The organism is Telmatospirillum sp. J64-1 (assembly GCF_006980715.1).
GTDB classification, from domain to species: domain Bacteria; phylum Pseudomonadota; class Alphaproteobacteria; order Rhodospirillales; family Magnetospirillaceae; genus Oleiliquidispirillum; species Oleiliquidispirillum nitrogeniifigens.
Genome location: NZ_SBHN01000016.1, coordinates 1 through 16,579, shown reverse-complemented (window position 1 = coordinate 16,579; position 16,579 = coordinate 1). Strand labels below are relative to the sequence as shown.

The following is a 16,579-nucleotide window of genomic DNA, read 5'->3' as shown; positions in this document are numbered from 1 at the left end:
ACTTAGTGAAGTCCCTGAAACCGTTGATGATATCCGGTCGTGAGGTCCTGCCCTTGGTGGAGGGGGGGAAGGGTATTGCCGTCTCGACGGGGCGCAGCTCGGGTGCCTGGGCGGCTGCCGGCGGCGTGGGTACCTTTTCAGGCGTCAATGCCGATTCCTATGATGAGAACGGCAATCCCATCCCTGTCGTCTATCGTGGCAAGACCCGCCGCGAACGCCAGGAGGAGCTGATCGCCTACGGTATCCAGGGCGGCATCGCCCAAGCCCGCATCGCCCACGAGATGTCCAACGGGGAAGGCCGCATCCACATGAACGTGCTGTGGGAAATGGGCGGTGCCCAGCCCATCCTGCGCGGCGTGCTGGAAGGTGCCAAGGGCCTGATCCACGGCGTCACCTGCGGCGCGGGCATGCCCTACAAGGTGGCCGAAATCGCCGCCGAGCACGGCGTCTATTACTATCCGATCGTTTCCTCCGCCCGCGCCTTCAAGGCCTTGTGGAAGCGCTCCTACCACAAGCATGCCGAACTTCTGGGCGGCGTCGTCTACGAGGATCCCTGGCTGGCCGGCGGCCATAACGGCCTGTCCAACAGCGAGAACCCGCAAGAGCCCCAGGACCCCTATCCGCGCGTGCGCGACCTGCGCGCCGCCATGAACGAGGTCGGCCTGACCGAGACGCCGATCTTCATGGCCGGCGGCGTGTGGTTCCTGCGCGAATGGGAAGAATGGCTGGACAATCCCGAACTCGGCCCCGTGGCCTTCCAGTTCGGCACCCGTCCGCTGCTGACCCAGGAAAGCCCCATCTCGGACGATTGGAAGCAACGCCTGCTGACGCTGAAGGCCGGCGACGTGCTGCTGCACAAGTTCAGCCCCACCGGCTTCTATTCCTCGGCGGTGCGCAACGACTTCCTGAACGAGCTGTGCCAGCGCCTGGAACATGAAATTCCCTATGCCAGCGAGCCCGAAGGCGAACTGACCGGCGAACTGGCCATCGGCGCCCGCGGCCGCCGCGTCTGGGTCCGCCCCGAGGACGTGGCCCGCGCCCAGTCCTGGATGGCCGAAGGCTTCACCGACGTAATGCGCAGCCCCGATTCGACTCTGGTCTTCGTCACGCCTGAACGCGGCGAGCAGATCCGCAGGGACCAGATCGAATGCATGGGCTGCCTGTCGGCCTGCATGTTCAGCAACTGGGCCGAGAACGAGGCCGGCACCACCGGCAAGAAGGCCGACCCGCGTTCCTTCTGCATCCAGAAGACGCTGCAGAACATCAGCCATGGTGGCAATGTCGAGAACGAACTGATGTTCGCCGGTCATAACGCCTACCGCTTCGGCGAGGACCCCTTCTATGCGGGCGGCTTTATCCCGACGGTGCGTCAACTGGTCGAACGCATCGCCATGGGCGATTAAGCCTTAACCGGGCATTTCCTCCTTAAACCTGTCCGTCGCGGCCATATATCAAGAGAAATGCCGCACGGACAGGACGGAGGAATTGGCCATGGCCGTCGAGCGTACCGATTACGACGATGAGCCTCGCAGCGGCGTGACGGCCCGCGAGGCGGTAGGGGTGTTCAACGATGTCGGCACCCTGGAACGCGCCATCGAAGAGATGATGACCTCGGGCTTCGAGCATGGCGATATCAGCCTGCTGGCCCGCGATGAGGTGGTCGAAGAGAAATTCGGCCAGAATTACCAGAACATCCGCAATCACGCAGACGATAGCTCGGCGCCGCGCATGGCCTATGCCGGGCCCGAGGAACGCACCGAGGGCCGCAGCGCCCTGGCGGCGGTGATGGGCTATATCGGCGCCCTCACCTTCGGCGGCGTCACCTTCTTCACCGGCGGCGCGGCGGCGGTCGCCCTGGCTGTCGGGGCCATCGGCGGCGGCGCCATGGCCGGGCTAGGCCTGGCGCTGGGCAAGGTGCTGGACAGCAAGATCGCCGACAACCTGCACAAGCAATTGGAACGCGGCGGCATCCTGGTCTGGGTGCGCCTGCGCGATGACACCGCGGCCGAACGCGCCGTGGCGGTTTTCAAGAAATACGGTGCCGAGGACATCCATGTCCATGATCTGCCCCAAGGCGTGGAAAGCGCCGCCGACGAGGTGCAGAACCAGACTCAGGGCAAGACCTGACCATTTGCATTTAAACCCCAAACGGAATGGGTATAATAGGCGGACACGACCTCCGGCATAGTAGGAATCAGGAGATGACGACGTCGCGCCCCTTTAGCCAAGCGCTCGATTGCCTGCGGACGGTAGGGCTGCGCCCGACGCGCCAGCGTCTGGGCCTCGCCCGTCTGCTTTTCGACGGGCGCGACCGGCATCTGACGGCGGAACAGCTGCATAGCGAGGCCCTGAACGCCGACCTGCGGGTGTCGCTGGCCACCGTCTACAATGCGCTGCACCAATTCACGGAAGTCGGGCTGCTGCGGGAAATCGTGGTCGAACCCGGCCGCTCCTATTTCGACACCAATACCAGCGACCACCATCACTTCTTCTACCAGGATTCCGGCCGCCTGGAGGACATCCCCGGCGACCAAGTCCAGGTCGCCAGGCTGCCCGATGCTCCGCCCGGCACCACCATCGCCAGCGTCGAAGTGATCGTCCGCTTGGCGGGATAAATCACAGACTCGCTATATCCAAGCGCGTTGCTGTCCGGGTTCACAAGCTGCCAGCAAGGTCGGTAACGCCCGTAATAGATCGTCACCCCCGCGAAAGCGGGGGCCCATGCCGGGGCTGATGAAGCCGTAAACCGCCTGATAGAAAGGGCGGTTGCATGGACTTCCGCTTGCGCGGAAGCGACGAGAAAAAAGGCTTCGTCAGTACTCTGCTGAAATGGGAGGGCTCGGCGCCAAACCCCTAAGCCTTTGTGTCTTGGTGGCTCCCTGCGGCATGAAGGAAGCATCAAGACACCAGGGGACCAGTTACCCGCCTAGTCGACCTTGTAGCCCATGCGGAAGCCGCCCCAGTGGCGTCCCTTGACCATGATCGGCGCGGACAGGTCTTTCATCAGCACGAAACTTCCCCCCATGTCGCGCCTGTAGGTCTTCAGCGAGAAGGGCTTGCGGTTGCGCGCGGCGGCCAGCCCCACCGGGTCGTTGAAGAGCCGCCGGTTGCGGCAATGGATGGCGTTCCAGACCGGGTCCTTGCCCTGCGGCTGCGAGGATTTCTTGTTGTGGGTCGGCAGGAAGCCGTTGCGGTCGACGGCGGCGCAGAACTGGATCTTCGGATTCTCCGCCAGCAGGGCCTCCTGGATTTCGGGCAGGGTCCTGTCGGTGAAGGCGACGAAGCGGGTCATGTGCTGCACCGGGTTGGTCCCGGCGATGGGCCGGTAATTCTCGTCGAACAGGTCTTCCAGGCTGATCTGCCCCTGGTCGACGGCCTGCTCGAACAAGGCCGAGATACGCCGGGCCGTCTCCTGGGCGGCACGGATGAAGGGGCTGTCGGCCGTCTCGAAGCCGTTCTCCACCACCAGTTCGATCAAGGTTTCGCTCAGGGCCAGCAATTCCGCCGTGCGTTCATTGGCCTGGGAGAGAGACTTGCTTTCGCGTTCCATCTCCTCGCTCAGCAGCGAAACCGAAGTAGCGACGGTGCTGCACTGGTCAAGATTGGCCTGCGAGGCGGCGGCGATCTGGTGGACGCGCTGGTCCACCATCCCGAACTGGGTGTGCAATTCATCGATGGTCTGGGCCAGCGTGCTGGTGGATTCCTGCACGCGTCCAGCGACTTCGATGCTGCTGGCGCTTTCATTGCCCAGGCTCTCGATCAGCCGGGACAATTCGGTCACGGTCTCCTCGATATGCGAGGTGGCGTTGCTGGTCTGCTGGGACAGGGCCTTGACCTCGTTGGCCACCACGCCGAACCCCTTGCCGGCCTCGCCCGCACGGGCCGCCTCGATGGTGGCGTTGAGCGCCAACAGGCGGGTCTGGCGGGCGATTACCTCGATCTCCTGGCTGACCCGCGAGACGCGCTGCAGGGCCTGGCCCAGGCCGAGCAGCTTTTCCTCGATGCGCTGGACCGAATTCACCAGCGAGGCGACGTCGCCAAGCGCGGCCTGCAGGACGGCATGGGATTGCAGGGTTTCGGCGGATACCGCCTGGCTGACCTCGCTGGCCGTCGCCGCGGCATTGCGGATATCGCCATTGGAGGCCGTCATGGTCTCGGCGGCATGGCGCAGATCCAGGCATTGACTGGAATGCCGCTGGACATTGACGGCGACGCCGTCGATGTCGGCTGCAACCTTGGCGAGATTCTCCCACAGGCTGCCGATGCGGCTTGCCATCGCCGCCGCGAAATCCCGGTGCCCCGGCATCTCCTCCAGGCTGTGCTCACGGCTTAGCAACGCAATGGTCATGAGCGCTCCTCCGTAATTATATGTTTTATTATTGCAAAGATTTGAACATATCTTCCTCAGGCTCCGCAAGGCATAGCACTTCCGGCATGTAAAACCATTAGTGGAGGATGGGTAAAAACGAAAAACGACCCGGCCCGAATCCCCGATGCGGCGGAGGAGGGAGGGCGTCATGACCCTGCCTTGATTTCAGGGCTTCTTTCCGCAGGGGCGGAACCGGCGGAAAAGGACGGGAAGCGCAGCCCCCGCATCCGCTTCCTGCAAACAGGGCCTTAGAAATCTAGCCTTTTTTCCGGTAATCTGGAAAAACACTCCGTCCCCGTCGCCGCGAAAGTGCGTCCATGTCAGTCAAGCCAATGCGGGTAGGCTTCTTCGTCACCTGTCTCGTCGATCTGTTCCGTCCCACCGTCGGTTTCGCCGCCATCAAATTGCTGGAAGACGCCGGTTGCGTCATCGACGTGCCGGAAGGCCAGACCTGCTGCGGCCAGCCGGCCTATAATTCCGGCGACCGCGAGGATGCCCGCGCCCTGGCGCTCCGGGTCATGGACCTGTTCGCCCATCACGACGCCGTGGTGGTGCCCTCGGGCTCCTGCGCCGGGATGATCCGCCACCACTATCCCAGCCTGTTCGAGGACGACCCGAACCTGGCCGGACGCGCCCGGCGCCTGGCCGACAAGACCTACGAACTGACCCAGTTCCTGGCGGATGTGCTGAAGATCGACCATCTGGCGGCCAGCCTGCCGACGGTGGCGGCCTACCACGATTCCTGCTCGTCCCTGCGCGAGATGAAGGTCCGGGAACAGCCGCGCAAGCTGCTCTCCCAGGTCAAGGGCCTGACCGTCAAGGACCTCGCCCAGCCCGAGGAATGCTGTGGCTTCGGCGGCACCTTCTGCGTCAAGTATCCCGACATCTCGGAAAAGATGGTGGACGCCAAGGTCGCCGATATCGAGGCCACCGGCGCCGAGATGGTGCTGGCGGGCGACATGGGCTGCCTGCTCAACATCGCCGGACGCCTGAAGCGCCAGGGCAAGGAGATCGAGGTCCGCCATGTCGCCGAGGTGCTGGCCGGCATGACCGGGGACGCGCCGGGAATCGGCGAGAAGGACGACTGACATGCAGCCCGATTGCCACAGCTTCGAATCCGCCTCCCGCACGGCCCTGGCCGACGACAGCTTGCAGGACTCGCTCGCCAAGGTGAAGGCGGGGTTCCGCATCAACCGCCTGAAGGCGATCGACAAGCTGCCGGAATTCGAGGACCTGCGCGATGCCGGGCGCGACCTCAAGAACCACACGCTGAAGAATCTCGACTTCTATCTTGAAGTCTTCGAGGACAAGGTGACCGCCCAGGGCGGCCATGTCCATTGGTGCCGCGATGCCGAGGAAGCGCGCCGCACCGTGCTGGAGATCTGCCGCAAGGCCGATGCGCGCACGGTGACCAAGGGCAAGAGCATGATCGCCGAGGAGATCGCGCTCAACGACTACCTCGAATCCCACGGCGTCGAACCGGTCGAGACCGATCTGGGCGAATACATCATCCAGCTCCGCCGCGACCCGCCCAGCCATATCATCGCCCCGGCCCTGCATCTCAACCGCGGGCATTTCGCCAAGGCCTTCCGCAAGAAGCACGAGGGCTATCCCGCCGACCGCATGCTGGACGAGCCGCGCCAGCTGCTCGACGAGGCGCGCGACGTGCTGCGCGGCCATTTCGTCGCCGCCGATGTGGGCATCACCGGGGCCAACATGCTGGTGGCCGAGACGGGATCGAGCATCATCGTTACCAACGAGGGCAACGGCGACCTGACCCAGACCCTGCCGCGCGTTCATATCGTGCTGGCGAGCATCGAGAAGGTGGTGCCGACGCTGGAAGACGCGGCGACCGTGATGCGCCTGCTGGCGCGTTCGGCCACCGGCCAGGAATTCTCGGCCTATACCACCGTCTCGACCGGCCCCCGCCGCCCCGAGGACCTGGACGGGCCGGAGGAATTCCATGTCGTGCTGCTGGACAACGGCCGCTCGGCCATGCTGGGCGGCGAGTTCCAGGACATGCTGCGCTGCATCCGCTGTGCCGCCTGCATCAACCATTGCCCGATCTATGGCGCGGTGGGCGGCCATGCCTATGGCTGGGTTTATTCCGGCCCCATGGGGTCGGTCCTGACCCCGGCCCTTGTGGGGCTGGAGGAAGCGCGCCACCTGCCCAATGCCTCGACCCTGTGCGGGCGCTGCGAGGCCGTCTGTCCCATGCGGATTCCGCTGCCCAAGATGCTGCGCCACTGGCGCGAGCGCGAGTTCGAGCGCCATCTGACGCCGGGCCGGGTGCGGGCGGGGCTGAAGCTGTGGGCCTTCCTGGCCAAGCGGCCCGCCTTGTACCGCCTGGCCAACGGCCTGGGCGCACGGCTGCTGGCGAAGCTGTCGCGCGGCACGGGCCGCCTGCCGCGCCTGCCTTTGGCCGGAGGCTGGACCAAGGCGCGCGACCTGCCCGCGCCCCAGGGCCGCAGCTTCCAAAGCCAATGGGCCGAACGCAAGCGGAGATAGGCTGTCGTGGCGCGACGTCCAGACCCCCAGCAGGACGAGAAGTTGCACAAGGCGCTGCGGCTGGCCCATGACGACCGGCGGCTGGCGCTCTATGTGGATTTCGACGCCCTCAACCGTCAGGGCTCGCTGGTCTACAATCCCTGGGAATACATCCTGCCGCTGCTGTTCCTGCTGCTGGGATCTCTGGCGCTGCTGCTGTCCATGGGCATGATCATCGGCCTCGTCGCCATGTTCCTGGCGGTGCTGGCGCATTTCTTCGTGATCAACCACCTGATCGCCTGGCGCCTGCGCCAGCGCACCATCGCCCTGGCCTTCGGCAGCGTCGAAGGCTGGAAGATGATGTGGGAAAGAGGCGGCATCGCCGTGGCCCTGGTCCACCAGCCGGGAATTTCCTGTCTCGCCCCGTCGGGGGATTGGCGCCGCTTCGCCCAAACCTATTTGCCGGATGCGGAGGAATATTCCCGGATGAATACGCCTCCACCGCAGCAGCCGCCCGCTCCACCGCCACAGATGGCCGATAGGCCGAAGGATGAAGGACAGACCAATGTCGAGCCGTGAGGAAATCCTGGGAGCAATCCGCCGCTCGCTGAAACGCGGCCCGCTGCCGGAACGCCGGGCCGACGAATTGCGGGCGCGCCTTGCCGAACCCCGCGCCAATGTCCTGCCCGCCCGCGCCTTGTCGCTGGGCCAGGAAGGGCGGGTCGCGCTGTTCGTCGAGATGGCCCAGGCGGCGGCGGCCAGCGTGGCGCGGGTCGACAGCCTCGATGAAGTCCCTGCCGAGGTGGCGCGCTATCTCGCCGGATTGAACGAACCGCCCCGGCTGGTGATCGCCCCGGCCCTGAAGGAGCTGGACTGGGAATCCTCGCCGCTGATGAGCGTGGAATTCCGTGCCGCCGATGCGGGCGACGGCGTTTCGGTCACGCCCGCCTTCGCGGGCATCGCCGAGACCGGCACGCTGGCCCTGCTGTCGGGGCCGGACAGCCCGACCACGCTGAACTTCCTGCCCGACACCCATATCGTGGTGCTGAAGGCCGAGGACATCACCGCCACCTATGAAGACGTCTGGGTCCGCCTGCGCCGCCTGGGGGAAGGCGGCCTGCCGCGTACGGTCAACCTCATCACCGGCCCGTCCCGTACCGGCGATATCGAATTGTCCATCCAATTGGGCGCCCATGGCCCGCGCCGTCTGCATCTGGTGCTGGTGGGCGCGACGGCCCCGTGACCGATCCCAACCGGCGCCGCCGGAGCCAACGCGGCCTCTCTCATGATGAAAAGGATCTGTGGCGGGCCCTGACCCGTGACGTGCAACCCCTGCCCGGACGGGAAGACCTGGCCGGGCCGGAGTCCGTCCCGCCGGAACCGGCCCCCATGCCCGCCGCCGTCAGGGCCACGCCCGCCCTTCCTCCGCCGCAGCCGCCCGCCCCGCGCCCGGCCTCCTCGCTGCCGGCCTTGCATCACGGCGCCACGCCCGGAGTCGACCGGCGGAATGCCGACCGCCTGAAGAAGGGCCGGATGGCGATCGACGGCCGCATCGACCTGCACGGCATGACCCAGGAGGCCGCTCATTCGGCCCTGATCGCCTTTCTCCATCGCTGCTATGAGGCCGACCGCCGCTGCGTGCTGGTCATCACCGGCAAGGGCCGCGATTCGGAAGGGCGCGGCATCGGCGTCCTGCGCGCCGCCGTGCCGCGCTGGCTCAACGAGGGCTCGCTGCGCCAGCGCATCCTCGCCTTCAGCCATGCCCAGCCCCGCGACGGCGGCGAAGGCGCCCTTTACGTCCTGCTGAAACGGCGGCGGCAGTAGAGTATCTTCCCCCCTGCACGGATCTTCCAGCGGATAGGAAGCAGATGACGCCCTTTGGCCAGAAAATGCGGCAATTGCGCGAAGAACGGGGAATCACCCTCAAGGAAATGGCCGCCGACCTGCATCTGTCCTCGGCCTATCTTTCGGCCCTGGAACACGGCAATCGCGGCCGCCCCAGCCCGGGGCTGGTCATGCAGATCTGCGGCTATTTCGGCATCATCTGGGATGACGTCGAGGACCTGAAGCGGCTGGCGGCCCTGTCCCATCCCAAGGTCACGCTCGACACTTCCGGCCTGTCCCCCACCGCCACCGAGCTGGCGAACCGCCTGAGCGAACGCATCCGCGAACTGCCCGAGGAGGTGCTGGAACGGATGCTGGAGATGGTGCGGGACGAGTGACGCCCGCACCCTGCCTACAAAAGCGGCGACGCCTGCCCGGTAGCCAGAATCCGCCCAATTCGTGTGCAGGCAATCCTCCGTGATATTTCAGGGAAAATTGCGACTATCGGCCGTCGAGGCCGCGGCCAAGGCCGCGGAAAAACGTTCATAGCTCCCAATTTTCCGTCATCCCCGCGAAAGCAGGGATCCAAGTTGGGGCAATGCTGAGGACTCGCAGCAAGATATTGAGTGGCGGATGCAGGAATTCCCGCTTTCGCGGGAATGACGAGGGTTTCCCGGGCCCCAGCCTCCCTTTCCCGCGCGAAGGGGTGGCATGCTTATTGCTGGTAGAACGGTAAAAACACCTTCTAGCCCAAGGCTAGACTGCCGCGAGGCCCGAAATGTCCGCTCTCCTCCTCTCCTTCCTCTCGGTCTTTCTTCTCTGCATCGCCACCGCGACCCTGAGCGTGGCCTTTTGGCTGCTTTCCGCCGCGCGACGGCAGAAGGCGGACACCAGTCTCGCCGGGGATCAGGTACGGCTGGCCATCGCCTGCGGCCAGCTTGCCCATGAATTGCAGAAGGAACGCGGCCTCTCGACCGCCCATGCCGGGCGCTCCGGGAACGACGGGGACAAGACTCTCGACGACCAGCGCGCGGTGGTTTCCGCCGTCTCCACGGCCTTCCTGGCCGCCGCCGCCAGAAGCCTGGATCGCACCACCGCCCTGGCCGCCCCACTGGAACGCTGCCGCGACGCCCTGGAAACCCTGCCCGTCCTCCGGCAGAAGGTGGACGGCAAGGCCATCGCGCCGCCCGATGTGGTGGAAGCCTATTCCGCCGTGGTCGGCCAACTTCTGGACCTGGTCCGCCAGATCGTCCGCCGCACCGCGCGCGGCAAGGTCCCCACCCTGGGCCTTGCCTATATCAACCTGATCACCGGCAAGGAATATGCGGGCCAGGAGCGGGCGGTGATCAACGGCGCACTCAGCCGCCAGGTGCTGACCGACGCCGACCGCTCGCGCATGCGCGGCCTGTCCCAATCGCAGACATTGTATCTGGGCAGCTTCCGCGACCTCGCCGATGAAGAGATCGCCGCCAAGCTGCACGCCGCCGCCGCTTCCCCGGCCTTCCGGGAGGTCGAGGCGCTGCGGCAGACACTGTCCCGGGCCGATGCCGCGACCGCGCTGCCCAGTCCCGCAGACTGGTTCAAGGCCGCCACCGCCCGCATCGACGCCTTCAAGCAGCTCGAGGACGAGACGGCCCAGCGCCTGCTGGCGGCTAGCAACCGCCGCCAGGGTTCCGCCGCCCGCTCCTTCCGCCTGTCCGGCGCCCTGAGCAGCGCCGCAGCCCTTTGCCTGACTGTCATGACGGCAGTCTTTGTCCTGCACGGGAGTTGAGGACGATGATTTCGGTATGGCTGAATGCACCCGCCGCCGTGAAACTCGCCTGGGTCGTCGCCGCCAGCCTCACGGCCCAGCTTGTGGCGGGCGGAACCGGCTGGCTGGCGCTGCACGGCAGCCTCTCCCCCGAGATCCTGGCGGCGGCGGTGGCGGGCGGGGCATCCGTCATCCTGCTGGGCTTCCTGCTGCTTTACCGCAGCCTCGCCTGCCCGCTGGCCCGGACCGGCGCCGCCTTGCGCTGCCTGGCCGAGGCCGCGCCGCCGGACCTTCCCGACCTGGGCGACCGCCGCGACGAATTGGGCGACATGGCCGGTGCCCTCCGCCTGCTGGCCGAGCACCTGAAGAATGCCGAGCATCTACAAGCCGAACAGGACAGCCTGAAGCGGCAGGCCGAGGCCGAAAGGCGGGCCATGATCGACCGCCTGGGCGGCGAGTTCGAGGCCAAGCTGGGAGAAATGGTCGGCGAGGTGGCGGCCATGGCCGGGCGCATGCACGAAAGCGCCGAGACCATGACCACTTCCACCGCCCAGGCCGACGAACGAGTCGAAGCGGTGCTGGCCTCGACCGGCCATACCGCCGCCAGCGTCCAGGCCGTGGCCGCCGCCGCCGAGGAATTGTCGGCCTCGATCACCGAGATCGGCCGCCAGGTCCAGCGCTCGGCCACCATCGCCGCCGAAGCCGCCGGACAGGCCGAGGACTCACAAGGCCGGGTCGGCGAATTGTCCGAAGCCGCCGGGCGCATCTCCGCCGTGGCCCGAATGATCAACGACATCGCCAGCCAGACCAACCTGCTGGCGCTGAACGCCACCATCGAGGCCGCCCGCGCGGGCGAGGCCGGAAAAGGCTTCGCCGTCGTCGCCAACGAGGTCAAGACGCTGGCGACCCAGACCTCGCAGGCCACCGAGGAGATTTCCGCCCAGATCGACGCGGTGCAGCGGGCCACGGAACAGACGGTGGGCACCATCGCCACCATCGCCTCGGTGATCGCCGAACTGAACCAGATCGCCACCGCCATCGCCACCGCCGTGGAACAGCAAGGCGCCGCCACCGACGAGATCGCCCGCAACATCCAGGGCGCCGCCAGCGATACCGAACAGGCCGTCAGCCATGTCGAGCAGCTTTCCCGCGCCTCGGGCGAGACCCGTCAGGCCGCCGGCCAAGCCCTGGACATGGCCGGGCGTCTGGCGTCCCAGGCCGGGCGCCTGCGCGAACAGGTCTCCGCCTTCCTCAGCACCATCCGGGCCGCGTGAGTTGCCACATGGAGGCATGACCATATAAAGATATCTTTATGCGCTATTGCCGTTCCCCCGCGAGACTGGTAGAAGATGAGCTATCATCATGCCAAACCGATGTTTCGCAGGAGCCGAGCGCCCATGACCGCTTTTACCGATTACAAAGTGGCCGATATCTCCCTGGCCGATTGGGGCCGCAAGGAAATCGCCATCGCCGAAACCGAAATGCCCGGCCTGATGGCCCTGCGTGAAGAATACGGCAGCAAGAAGCCGCTGGCCGGCGCCCGCATCGTCGGCTGTCTGCACATGACCATCCAGACCGCCGTGCTGATCGAGACGCTGGTGGCGCTGGGCGCCTCGGTGCGCTGGTCGTCCTGCAACATCTTCTCGACCCAGGACCAGGCTGCCGCCGCCATCGCCGCCGCCGGCATCCCCGTCTTCGCCTGGAAGGGCGAGACCGAGGAGGAATTCTGGTGGTGCATCGAGCAGACCCTGCGCGGCCCTGACGGCTGGACGCCGAACATGATCCTGGACGATGGCGGCGACGTCACCCAGCTCATGCACGACAAATATCCGGAAATGCTGAAGGACGTGCGCGGCATCTCCGAGGAAACCACCACCGGCGTGCATCGCCTCTATGAAATGGCCAAGGCCGGCAAGCTGCTGGTGCCCGCCATCAACGTCAACGACTCGGTCACCAAGTCCAAGTTCGACAACCTGTATGGCTGCCGCGAAAGCCTGGTGGACGGCATCAAGCGCGCCACCGACGTGATGCTGGCCGGCAAGGTCGCCGTGGTCTGCGGCTATGGCGACGTGGGCAAGGGCTCGGCGGCCTCGCTGCGCGGCCAGGGCGCCCGCGTCATGATCACCGAGATCGACCCGATCTGCGCCCTGCAGGCCGCCATGGAAGGCTATCAGGTGGTGACCATGGACGAAGCCGCCCCGCTGGGCGACATCTTCGTCACCGCCACCGGCAATGTGGACGTCATCACCGTCGACCACATGCGCCAGATGAAGGACCGGGCCATCGTCTGCAATATCGGCCACTTCGACTCCGAAATTCAGATCGCGGGCCTGAAGAACTACAAGTGGCACAACGTCAAGCCGCAAGTCGATGAAGTCGAATTCCCCGACGGCAAGCGCCTGATCGTCCTGGCCGAAGGCCGCCTGGTCAATCTCGGCTGCGCCACCGGCCATCCCAGCTTCGTGATGTCCGCCAGCTTCACCAATCAGGTGCTGGCCCAGATCGAGCTGTGGAACCATGCCGACAAGTACGAGCGCAAGGTCTACGTCCTGCCCAAGCATCTGGACGAAAAGGTCGCCCGCCTGCATCTCGCCAAGGTCGGCGCCAAGCTGACCCAGCTCACCGAAAAGCAGGCGGACTATCTCGGCCTCAACGTCGCCGGTCCGTTCAAGCCGGAAGCCTATCGCTACTAAGCGAAAAGCGGCGTCCAAGGAAACGCCCCGGTCGCAAGGCCGGGGCGTTTTTCTGGGGCGGATATGACATTGACCCTCGGCCGGATTGTACATATATTTGTACATCTCAGCCAGGGAGGGCGTCATGGCCCATGTCAGCTATAGCGAATTCCGCCAAAGCCTCGCGTCCTACATGGATTCGGTCTGCGAATCGCGCAGGCCGCTCACCGTGACCCGCCAGAAGGGAAGCTCCGTCGTCGTGATGTCCGAGGAGGAATACGAGGGCATCATGGAGACCTTCCACCTGCTCAAGAGCCCGGCCAACGCCCAGCGCCTGCTGAAGGCGATCGATTCCCTTGATGCCGGTCAGGGTGTTGAACACGACCCCACCGAATGAAGCTCATCTGGGCGCCGGAAGCCTGGGAGGATTATCTCCACTGGCAGGCGAACGACCGCGATACCCTCAAGAAGATCAACGACCTGATCAAGGACGCGAAGCGCGATCCCTTCAAGGGTTTGGGCAAGCCCGAGCCCTTGAAGGAGAACCTGGCGGGCTGGTGGTCGCGGCGGATCACCGGCGAACACCGGCTGGTTTACCGCGTCTCGGGCTCCGGGGCCGGCAAGGCGCTCGAAATCGCCCAATGCCGCTATCATTATTAGCTCGCCTTTCCCCGCCTCCCTCTGCGCGTGCTTGAGTTTTTCGGCCTACCCCGTCAGTTTAGGCCCCGGTGTGAGATGAGGCAGGCGTAGTGATCGAGGATATCCTCCAGCAGGTTCGCGAATTCACCGATTGGGTGTTGGGTCCCGGCCTGCCGGTCCTGACGGCGGCGGGCACGGCGGTCGCGCTTTTGCTGCCGGTCCTGGGGCTGCAACGCTCGGAGAATCGCCGGCTGCGCACCGAACTGGAAAGCAGCATGACGGAGGCCGCGCGGCTGGACGAGATGCTGCTGGCGGCTCCGGACGGCTTCTTCTGCTGGTATCCCGACGGCACCGAGCGCTGCTCGCGCCGTCTGGCGGTGCTGCTGGAACTGATCAGCGGCCTCGATGCCGGCTGGGACGACATCCGCCAGAGCTTCGGCCTGACCGAAGCCGCCGAACTGGAACTGGCGGTGGCCGCCCTGCGCCAGGACGGGCGCGGCTTCGAGCTGGAGCTCCCCTTGCGCGACGGCATGCGCCGGGTCCTGGTCATCGGCATGCGCGCCGCCGATGCCGATGGCCGCGTGATGGCCGATACGCTGTGGATGCGCGACGTGACCGAGGGCAGCGCCGAATTCGACCGGCTGGCCGGCGAGCGCGAGGAACTGACCAGCGAACTGGCCCGATTGCAGGCCCTGCTCGACCTGCTGCCCGTGCCGGTCTGGATGCGCGACGGCGATCTGGCGCTGATCTATTGCAACGAAGCCTATGCCCGCGCCGTCGATGCCCCCTCGACCGAACTGGCCGTCGAGGAAGGCGCCGAACTGGCCGCCGGACCGGCCTTGCGCCAGGCCCGCGCCCTGGCCGCCCGCGCCCGCGCCGCCGCCTCGCCCCGCACGGAGAGTTTCCATCTGGTGCTGGACGGCGCCCGCCGCCTGATGGAACTGACCGAATCGCCCCTGCCCGAAACCATCGGCGGGGACGAGAAGCTGACCATCGGCTTCGCCCTTGACCGGACGCGGGAAGAGGACCTGAAGAGCGAACTGGACCGCCATGTCGCCGCCCAGGCCGAGGTGCTGGAACATCTGTCCTCGGCCATCGCCATCTTCGCCCCCGATACGCGCCTGTCCTTCTACAACACCGCCTTCTGCACCCTGTGGGGCCTGGACGACGACTGGCTGGACAGCCAGCCTCCTTACGGCGCCGTTCTGGATCAGCTGCGCGAGCGCCGCCGCCTGCCCGAGACGGCGGATTACCGCGGCTTCAAGGAAGAGGAACTGAAGCGCTTCACCTCGCTGATCGAACCGGTCGAGGATCTGCTGCACCTGCCCGACGAGCGCACCCTGCGCCGCATCATCTCGCCCCATCCCTTCGGCGGGCTGATCGTGACCTATGAGGACGTGACCGATTCCCTGGCGCTGGAGCGGTCCTTCAACACCTCGATCGCGGTGCAGCGCGAGACCCTGGACCATCTGCATGAAGGCGTGGCGCTGTTCGGTGGCGACGGGCGGCTGCGCCTGTCCAATCCCGCCTTCGGCCGCATCTGGGAAATCGCCCCGGACGACTTGGCAGGCGCGCCCCATCTGACGGACATCATCGACCGTCACCAGCGTTTCTTCCCGGCCAGCGCCTGGCCCGCCACCCGCGAGCGCTTCCTCCGCCTGTTCACCGAGCGCCAGCCCGCACGCGGGCGCCTCAACCGTGCCGACGGCACGATCCTCGACTATACCAGCGTTCCGCTGCCCGATGGTGCCGTGCTGATGAGCTGGCTCGACATCAGCGATTCCGCCCGCGTGGAACGGGCCTTGCGGGAACGCAACGACGCCCTCAGCGCCGCCGACCGGCTGAAATCGGAATTCATTGCCAATGTCAGCTGCGAAGTCCGCACGCCGCTGAACACCATCATCGGCTTCTCCGAAATCCTGAGCCACGAATATTTCGGCAGCCTCAACAAGCGCCAGGTGGAATATACGCGCGGCATCTCCGAAGCGGGCCATTCGCTGCTGTCGCTGATCAGCGATATCCTGGATCTGGCGACCATCGAGGCGGGCCAGATGTCGCTGACCCTGGACACCTTCGACGTCCACGCCATGCTGACATCGGTGCTGAACCTGACCCGCGAACGGGTGCGCGAGAAGAATATCTCGATGAATTTCGACTGCCCGCTGGATATCGGCTGGATGGTCGCCGACGAGCGCCGCATTAAGCAGGTGCTGTTCAACCTGATCAGCAACGCCGTCAAGTTCAACCGGCCCGGCGGCTATATCATCCTGGCGGCCCAGCGCGAGGGCGACCAGATCGTCATGACGGTGGCCGATAACGGCATGGGCATTCCGCAGGCCGAACAGGCCCGCGTCTTCTCCAGCTTCACCCGGGGGTCTGCGCCCGAAGCGCGCCAGCAGGGCGCCGGTCTGGGCCTTGCCCTGGTCAAGAGCTTCGTCGAGCTTCACGCCGGCAAGATCGAGCTCGTCTCGGTCCCCAACGAAGGCACCACGGTCACGCTGCGCCTGCCCGCCGGGCAGATGGAAGCGGCCGCGTCATAGGAGAGAAGAAGGGCCGGGAAGAACGGCCCCTCTCGTGAAACGACGCCTTAGAGTTTCGTGTCTTTAATGCGCATCACGGCCTGACGTCGTATCAGCCCTCGCTAGGCCCGCCCCATGCTTCGAGACGCCGCTTTGCGGCTCCTCAGCATGAGGCTAATCCTACAAACATATCAACATGTTAAACCTCATGCTGGAGACCTTTGCACGGAAGGCATGATTGTGATTCGATAGCGGCCTGTTCGATCAACAGGAGAGGCCGTCATGGCACGCAAGCGGATTGGTCAGTTAGGCTGGGCCG

Annotated in this window: 16 protein-coding genes; 15 read left to right on the top strand and 1 reads right to left on the bottom strand. The window is 65.7% G+C overall.

Annotation, left to right across the window (positions count from 1 at the left end):
- Positions 1–26: 26 nt before the first annotated feature.
- The 3 genes from EPD66_RS15220 (at position 27) to irrA (ending at position 2,615) form a co-directional block, all read left to right on the top strand.
- A complete protein-coding gene (locus tag EPD66_RS15220) occupies positions 27–1,403 on the top strand; it encodes a nitronate monooxygenase family protein (RefSeq protein WP_185961437.1) in 1,377 nt (458 codons plus the stop codon).
- An 88-nt stretch (positions 1,404–1,491) separates the two neighbouring features.
- A complete protein-coding gene (locus EPD66_RS15215) occupies positions 1,492–2,127 on the top strand; it encodes a hypothetical protein (protein WP_142849377.1) in 636 nt (211 codons plus the stop codon).
- Positions 2,128–2,201: 74 nt separating this feature from the next.
- Entirely contained in the window at positions 2,202–2,615 is a 414-nt protein-coding gene (gene irrA / locus EPD66_RS15210) for an iron response transcriptional regulator IrrA (protein WP_142849376.1), read from the top strand.
- A gap of 311 nt (positions 2,616–2,926) precedes the next feature.
- Here the strand turns inward: irrA and EPD66_RS15205 are convergent, their stop codons facing one another.
- Entirely contained in the window at positions 2,927–4,348 is a 1,422-nt protein-coding gene (locus EPD66_RS15205; RefSeq protein ID WP_185961436.1) for a methyl-accepting chemotaxis protein, read from the bottom strand.
- 338 nt (positions 4,349–4,686) lie between these two features.
- Between EPD66_RS15205 and EPD66_RS15200 the strand changes: the two genes are divergently transcribed.
- From EPD66_RS15200 to EPD66_RS15145, 12 genes are all read left to right on the top strand, one after another.
- The gene (locus EPD66_RS15200) at positions 4,687–5,457 is read left to right on the top strand and encodes a (Fe-S)-binding protein (RefSeq protein WP_142849374.1); all 771 of its coding nucleotides are present in this window, start codon (positions 4,687–4,689) and stop codon (positions 5,455–5,457) included.
- Between the two features lies 1 nt (position 5,458).
- Positions 5,459–6,877: a LutB/LldF family L-lactate oxidation iron-sulfur protein gene (locus tag EPD66_RS15195; RefSeq protein WP_142849373.1), complete on the top strand. Its 1,419-nt coding sequence runs from the start codon at positions 5,459–5,461 to the stop codon at positions 6,875–6,877.
- A gap of 6 nt (positions 6,878–6,883) precedes the next feature.
- Positions 6,884–7,435, top strand: coding sequence for a hypothetical protein (locus EPD66_RS15190; RefSeq protein ID WP_142849372.1), 552 nt, complete (start codon positions 6,884–6,886; stop codon positions 7,433–7,435).
- Positions 7,422–8,099 (top strand): lactate utilization protein, encoded by a 678-nt coding sequence (locus EPD66_RS15185; RefSeq protein ID WP_255448517.1) that lies wholly within the window; start codon positions 7,422–7,424, stop codon positions 8,097–8,099. The genes EPD66_RS15190 and EPD66_RS15185 overlap by 14 nt, the downstream gene beginning before the upstream one ends.
- Complete coding sequence (locus EPD66_RS15180; RefSeq protein WP_142849370.1) at positions 8,096–8,680, top strand: Smr/MutS family protein; 585 nt, start codon at positions 8,096–8,098, stop codon at positions 8,678–8,680. The genes EPD66_RS15185 and EPD66_RS15180 overlap by 4 nt, the downstream gene beginning before the upstream one ends.
- Positions 8,681–8,724: 44 nt before the next feature.
- Positions 8,725–9,078 (top strand): helix-turn-helix domain-containing protein, encoded by a 354-nt coding sequence (locus tag EPD66_RS15175; RefSeq protein ID WP_142849369.1) that lies wholly within the window; start codon positions 8,725–8,727, stop codon positions 9,076–9,078.
- A gap of 380 nt (positions 9,079–9,458) precedes the next feature.
- Positions 9,459–10,451: a nitrate- and nitrite sensing domain-containing protein gene (locus tag EPD66_RS15170; RefSeq protein ID WP_142849368.1), complete on the top strand. Its 993-nt coding sequence runs from the start codon at positions 9,459–9,461 to the stop codon at positions 10,449–10,451.
- Positions 10,452–10,456: 5 nt separating this feature from the next.
- Positions 10,457–11,704 (top strand): methyl-accepting chemotaxis protein, encoded by a 1,248-nt coding sequence (locus EPD66_RS15165; RefSeq protein ID WP_142849367.1) that lies wholly within the window; start codon positions 10,457–10,459, stop codon positions 11,702–11,704.
- Positions 11,705–11,827: 123 nt separating this feature from the next.
- Positions 11,828–13,123: an adenosylhomocysteinase gene (gene ahcY, locus EPD66_RS15160; protein WP_142849366.1), complete on the top strand. Its 1,296-nt coding sequence runs from the start codon at positions 11,828–11,830 to the stop codon at positions 13,121–13,123.
- A 124-nt stretch (positions 13,124–13,247) separates the two neighbouring features.
- The gene (locus tag EPD66_RS15155; RefSeq protein ID WP_142849365.1) at positions 13,248–13,499 is read left to right on the top strand and encodes a type II toxin-antitoxin system Phd/YefM family antitoxin; all 252 of its coding nucleotides are present in this window, start codon (positions 13,248–13,250) and stop codon (positions 13,497–13,499) included.
- On the top strand, positions 13,496–13,762 hold the full coding sequence (locus tag EPD66_RS15150; protein WP_142849364.1) for a Txe/YoeB family addiction module toxin: 267 nt from the start codon (positions 13,496–13,498) through the stop codon (positions 13,760–13,762). Before EPD66_RS15155 ends, EPD66_RS15150 begins: the two co-directional genes overlap by 4 nt.
- 89 nt (positions 13,763–13,851) lie before the next feature.
- A complete protein-coding gene (locus EPD66_RS15145) occupies positions 13,852–16,281 on the top strand; it encodes an ATP-binding protein (RefSeq protein WP_255448516.1) in 2,430 nt (809 codons plus the stop codon).
- Positions 16,282–16,579: the final 298 nt, after the last annotated feature.

Coding starts and splice junctions, on each gene's coding strand:
- EPD66_RS15155 (WP_142849365.1), top strand. CDS start 13,248: ATGGCCCATGTCAGCTATAGCGAATTCCGCCAAAGCCTCGCGTCCTAC.
- EPD66_RS15170 (WP_142849368.1), top strand. CDS start 9,459: ATGTCCGCTCTCCTCCTCTCCTTCCTCTCGGTCTTTCTTCTCTGCATC.
- EPD66_RS15220 (WP_185961437.1), top strand. CDS start 27: ATGATATCCGGTCGTGAGGTCCTGCCCTTGGTGGAGGGGGGGAAGGGT.
- EPD66_RS15165 (WP_142849367.1), top strand. CDS start 10,457: ATGATTTCGGTATGGCTGAATGCACCCGCCGCCGTGAAACTCGCCTGG.
- EPD66_RS15215 (WP_142849377.1), top strand. CDS start 1,492: ATGGCCGTCGAGCGTACCGATTACGACGATGAGCCTCGCAGCGGCGTG.
- EPD66_RS15205 (WP_185961436.1), bottom strand. CDS start 4,348: ATGACCATTGCGTTGCTAAGCCGTGAGCACAGCCTGGAGGAGATGCCG.
- EPD66_RS15175 (WP_142849369.1), top strand. CDS start 8,725: ATGACGCCCTTTGGCCAGAAAATGCGGCAATTGCGCGAAGAACGGGGA.
- EPD66_RS15150 (WP_142849364.1), top strand. CDS start 13,496: ATGAAGCTCATCTGGGCGCCGGAAGCCTGGGAGGATTATCTCCACTGG.
- EPD66_RS15200 (WP_142849374.1), top strand. CDS start 4,687: ATGTCAGTCAAGCCAATGCGGGTAGGCTTCTTCGTCACCTGTCTCGTC.
- EPD66_RS15185 (WP_255448517.1), top strand. CDS start 7,422: ATGTCGAGCCGTGAGGAAATCCTGGGAGCAATCCGCCGCTCGCTGAAA.
- irrA (WP_142849376.1), top strand. CDS start 2,202: ATGACGACGTCGCGCCCCTTTAGCCAAGCGCTCGATTGCCTGCGGACG.
- EPD66_RS15195 (WP_142849373.1), top strand. CDS start 5,459: ATGCAGCCCGATTGCCACAGCTTCGAATCCGCCTCCCGCACGGCCCTG.
- ahcY (WP_142849366.1), top strand. CDS start 11,828: ATGACCGCTTTTACCGATTACAAAGTGGCCGATATCTCCCTGGCCGAT.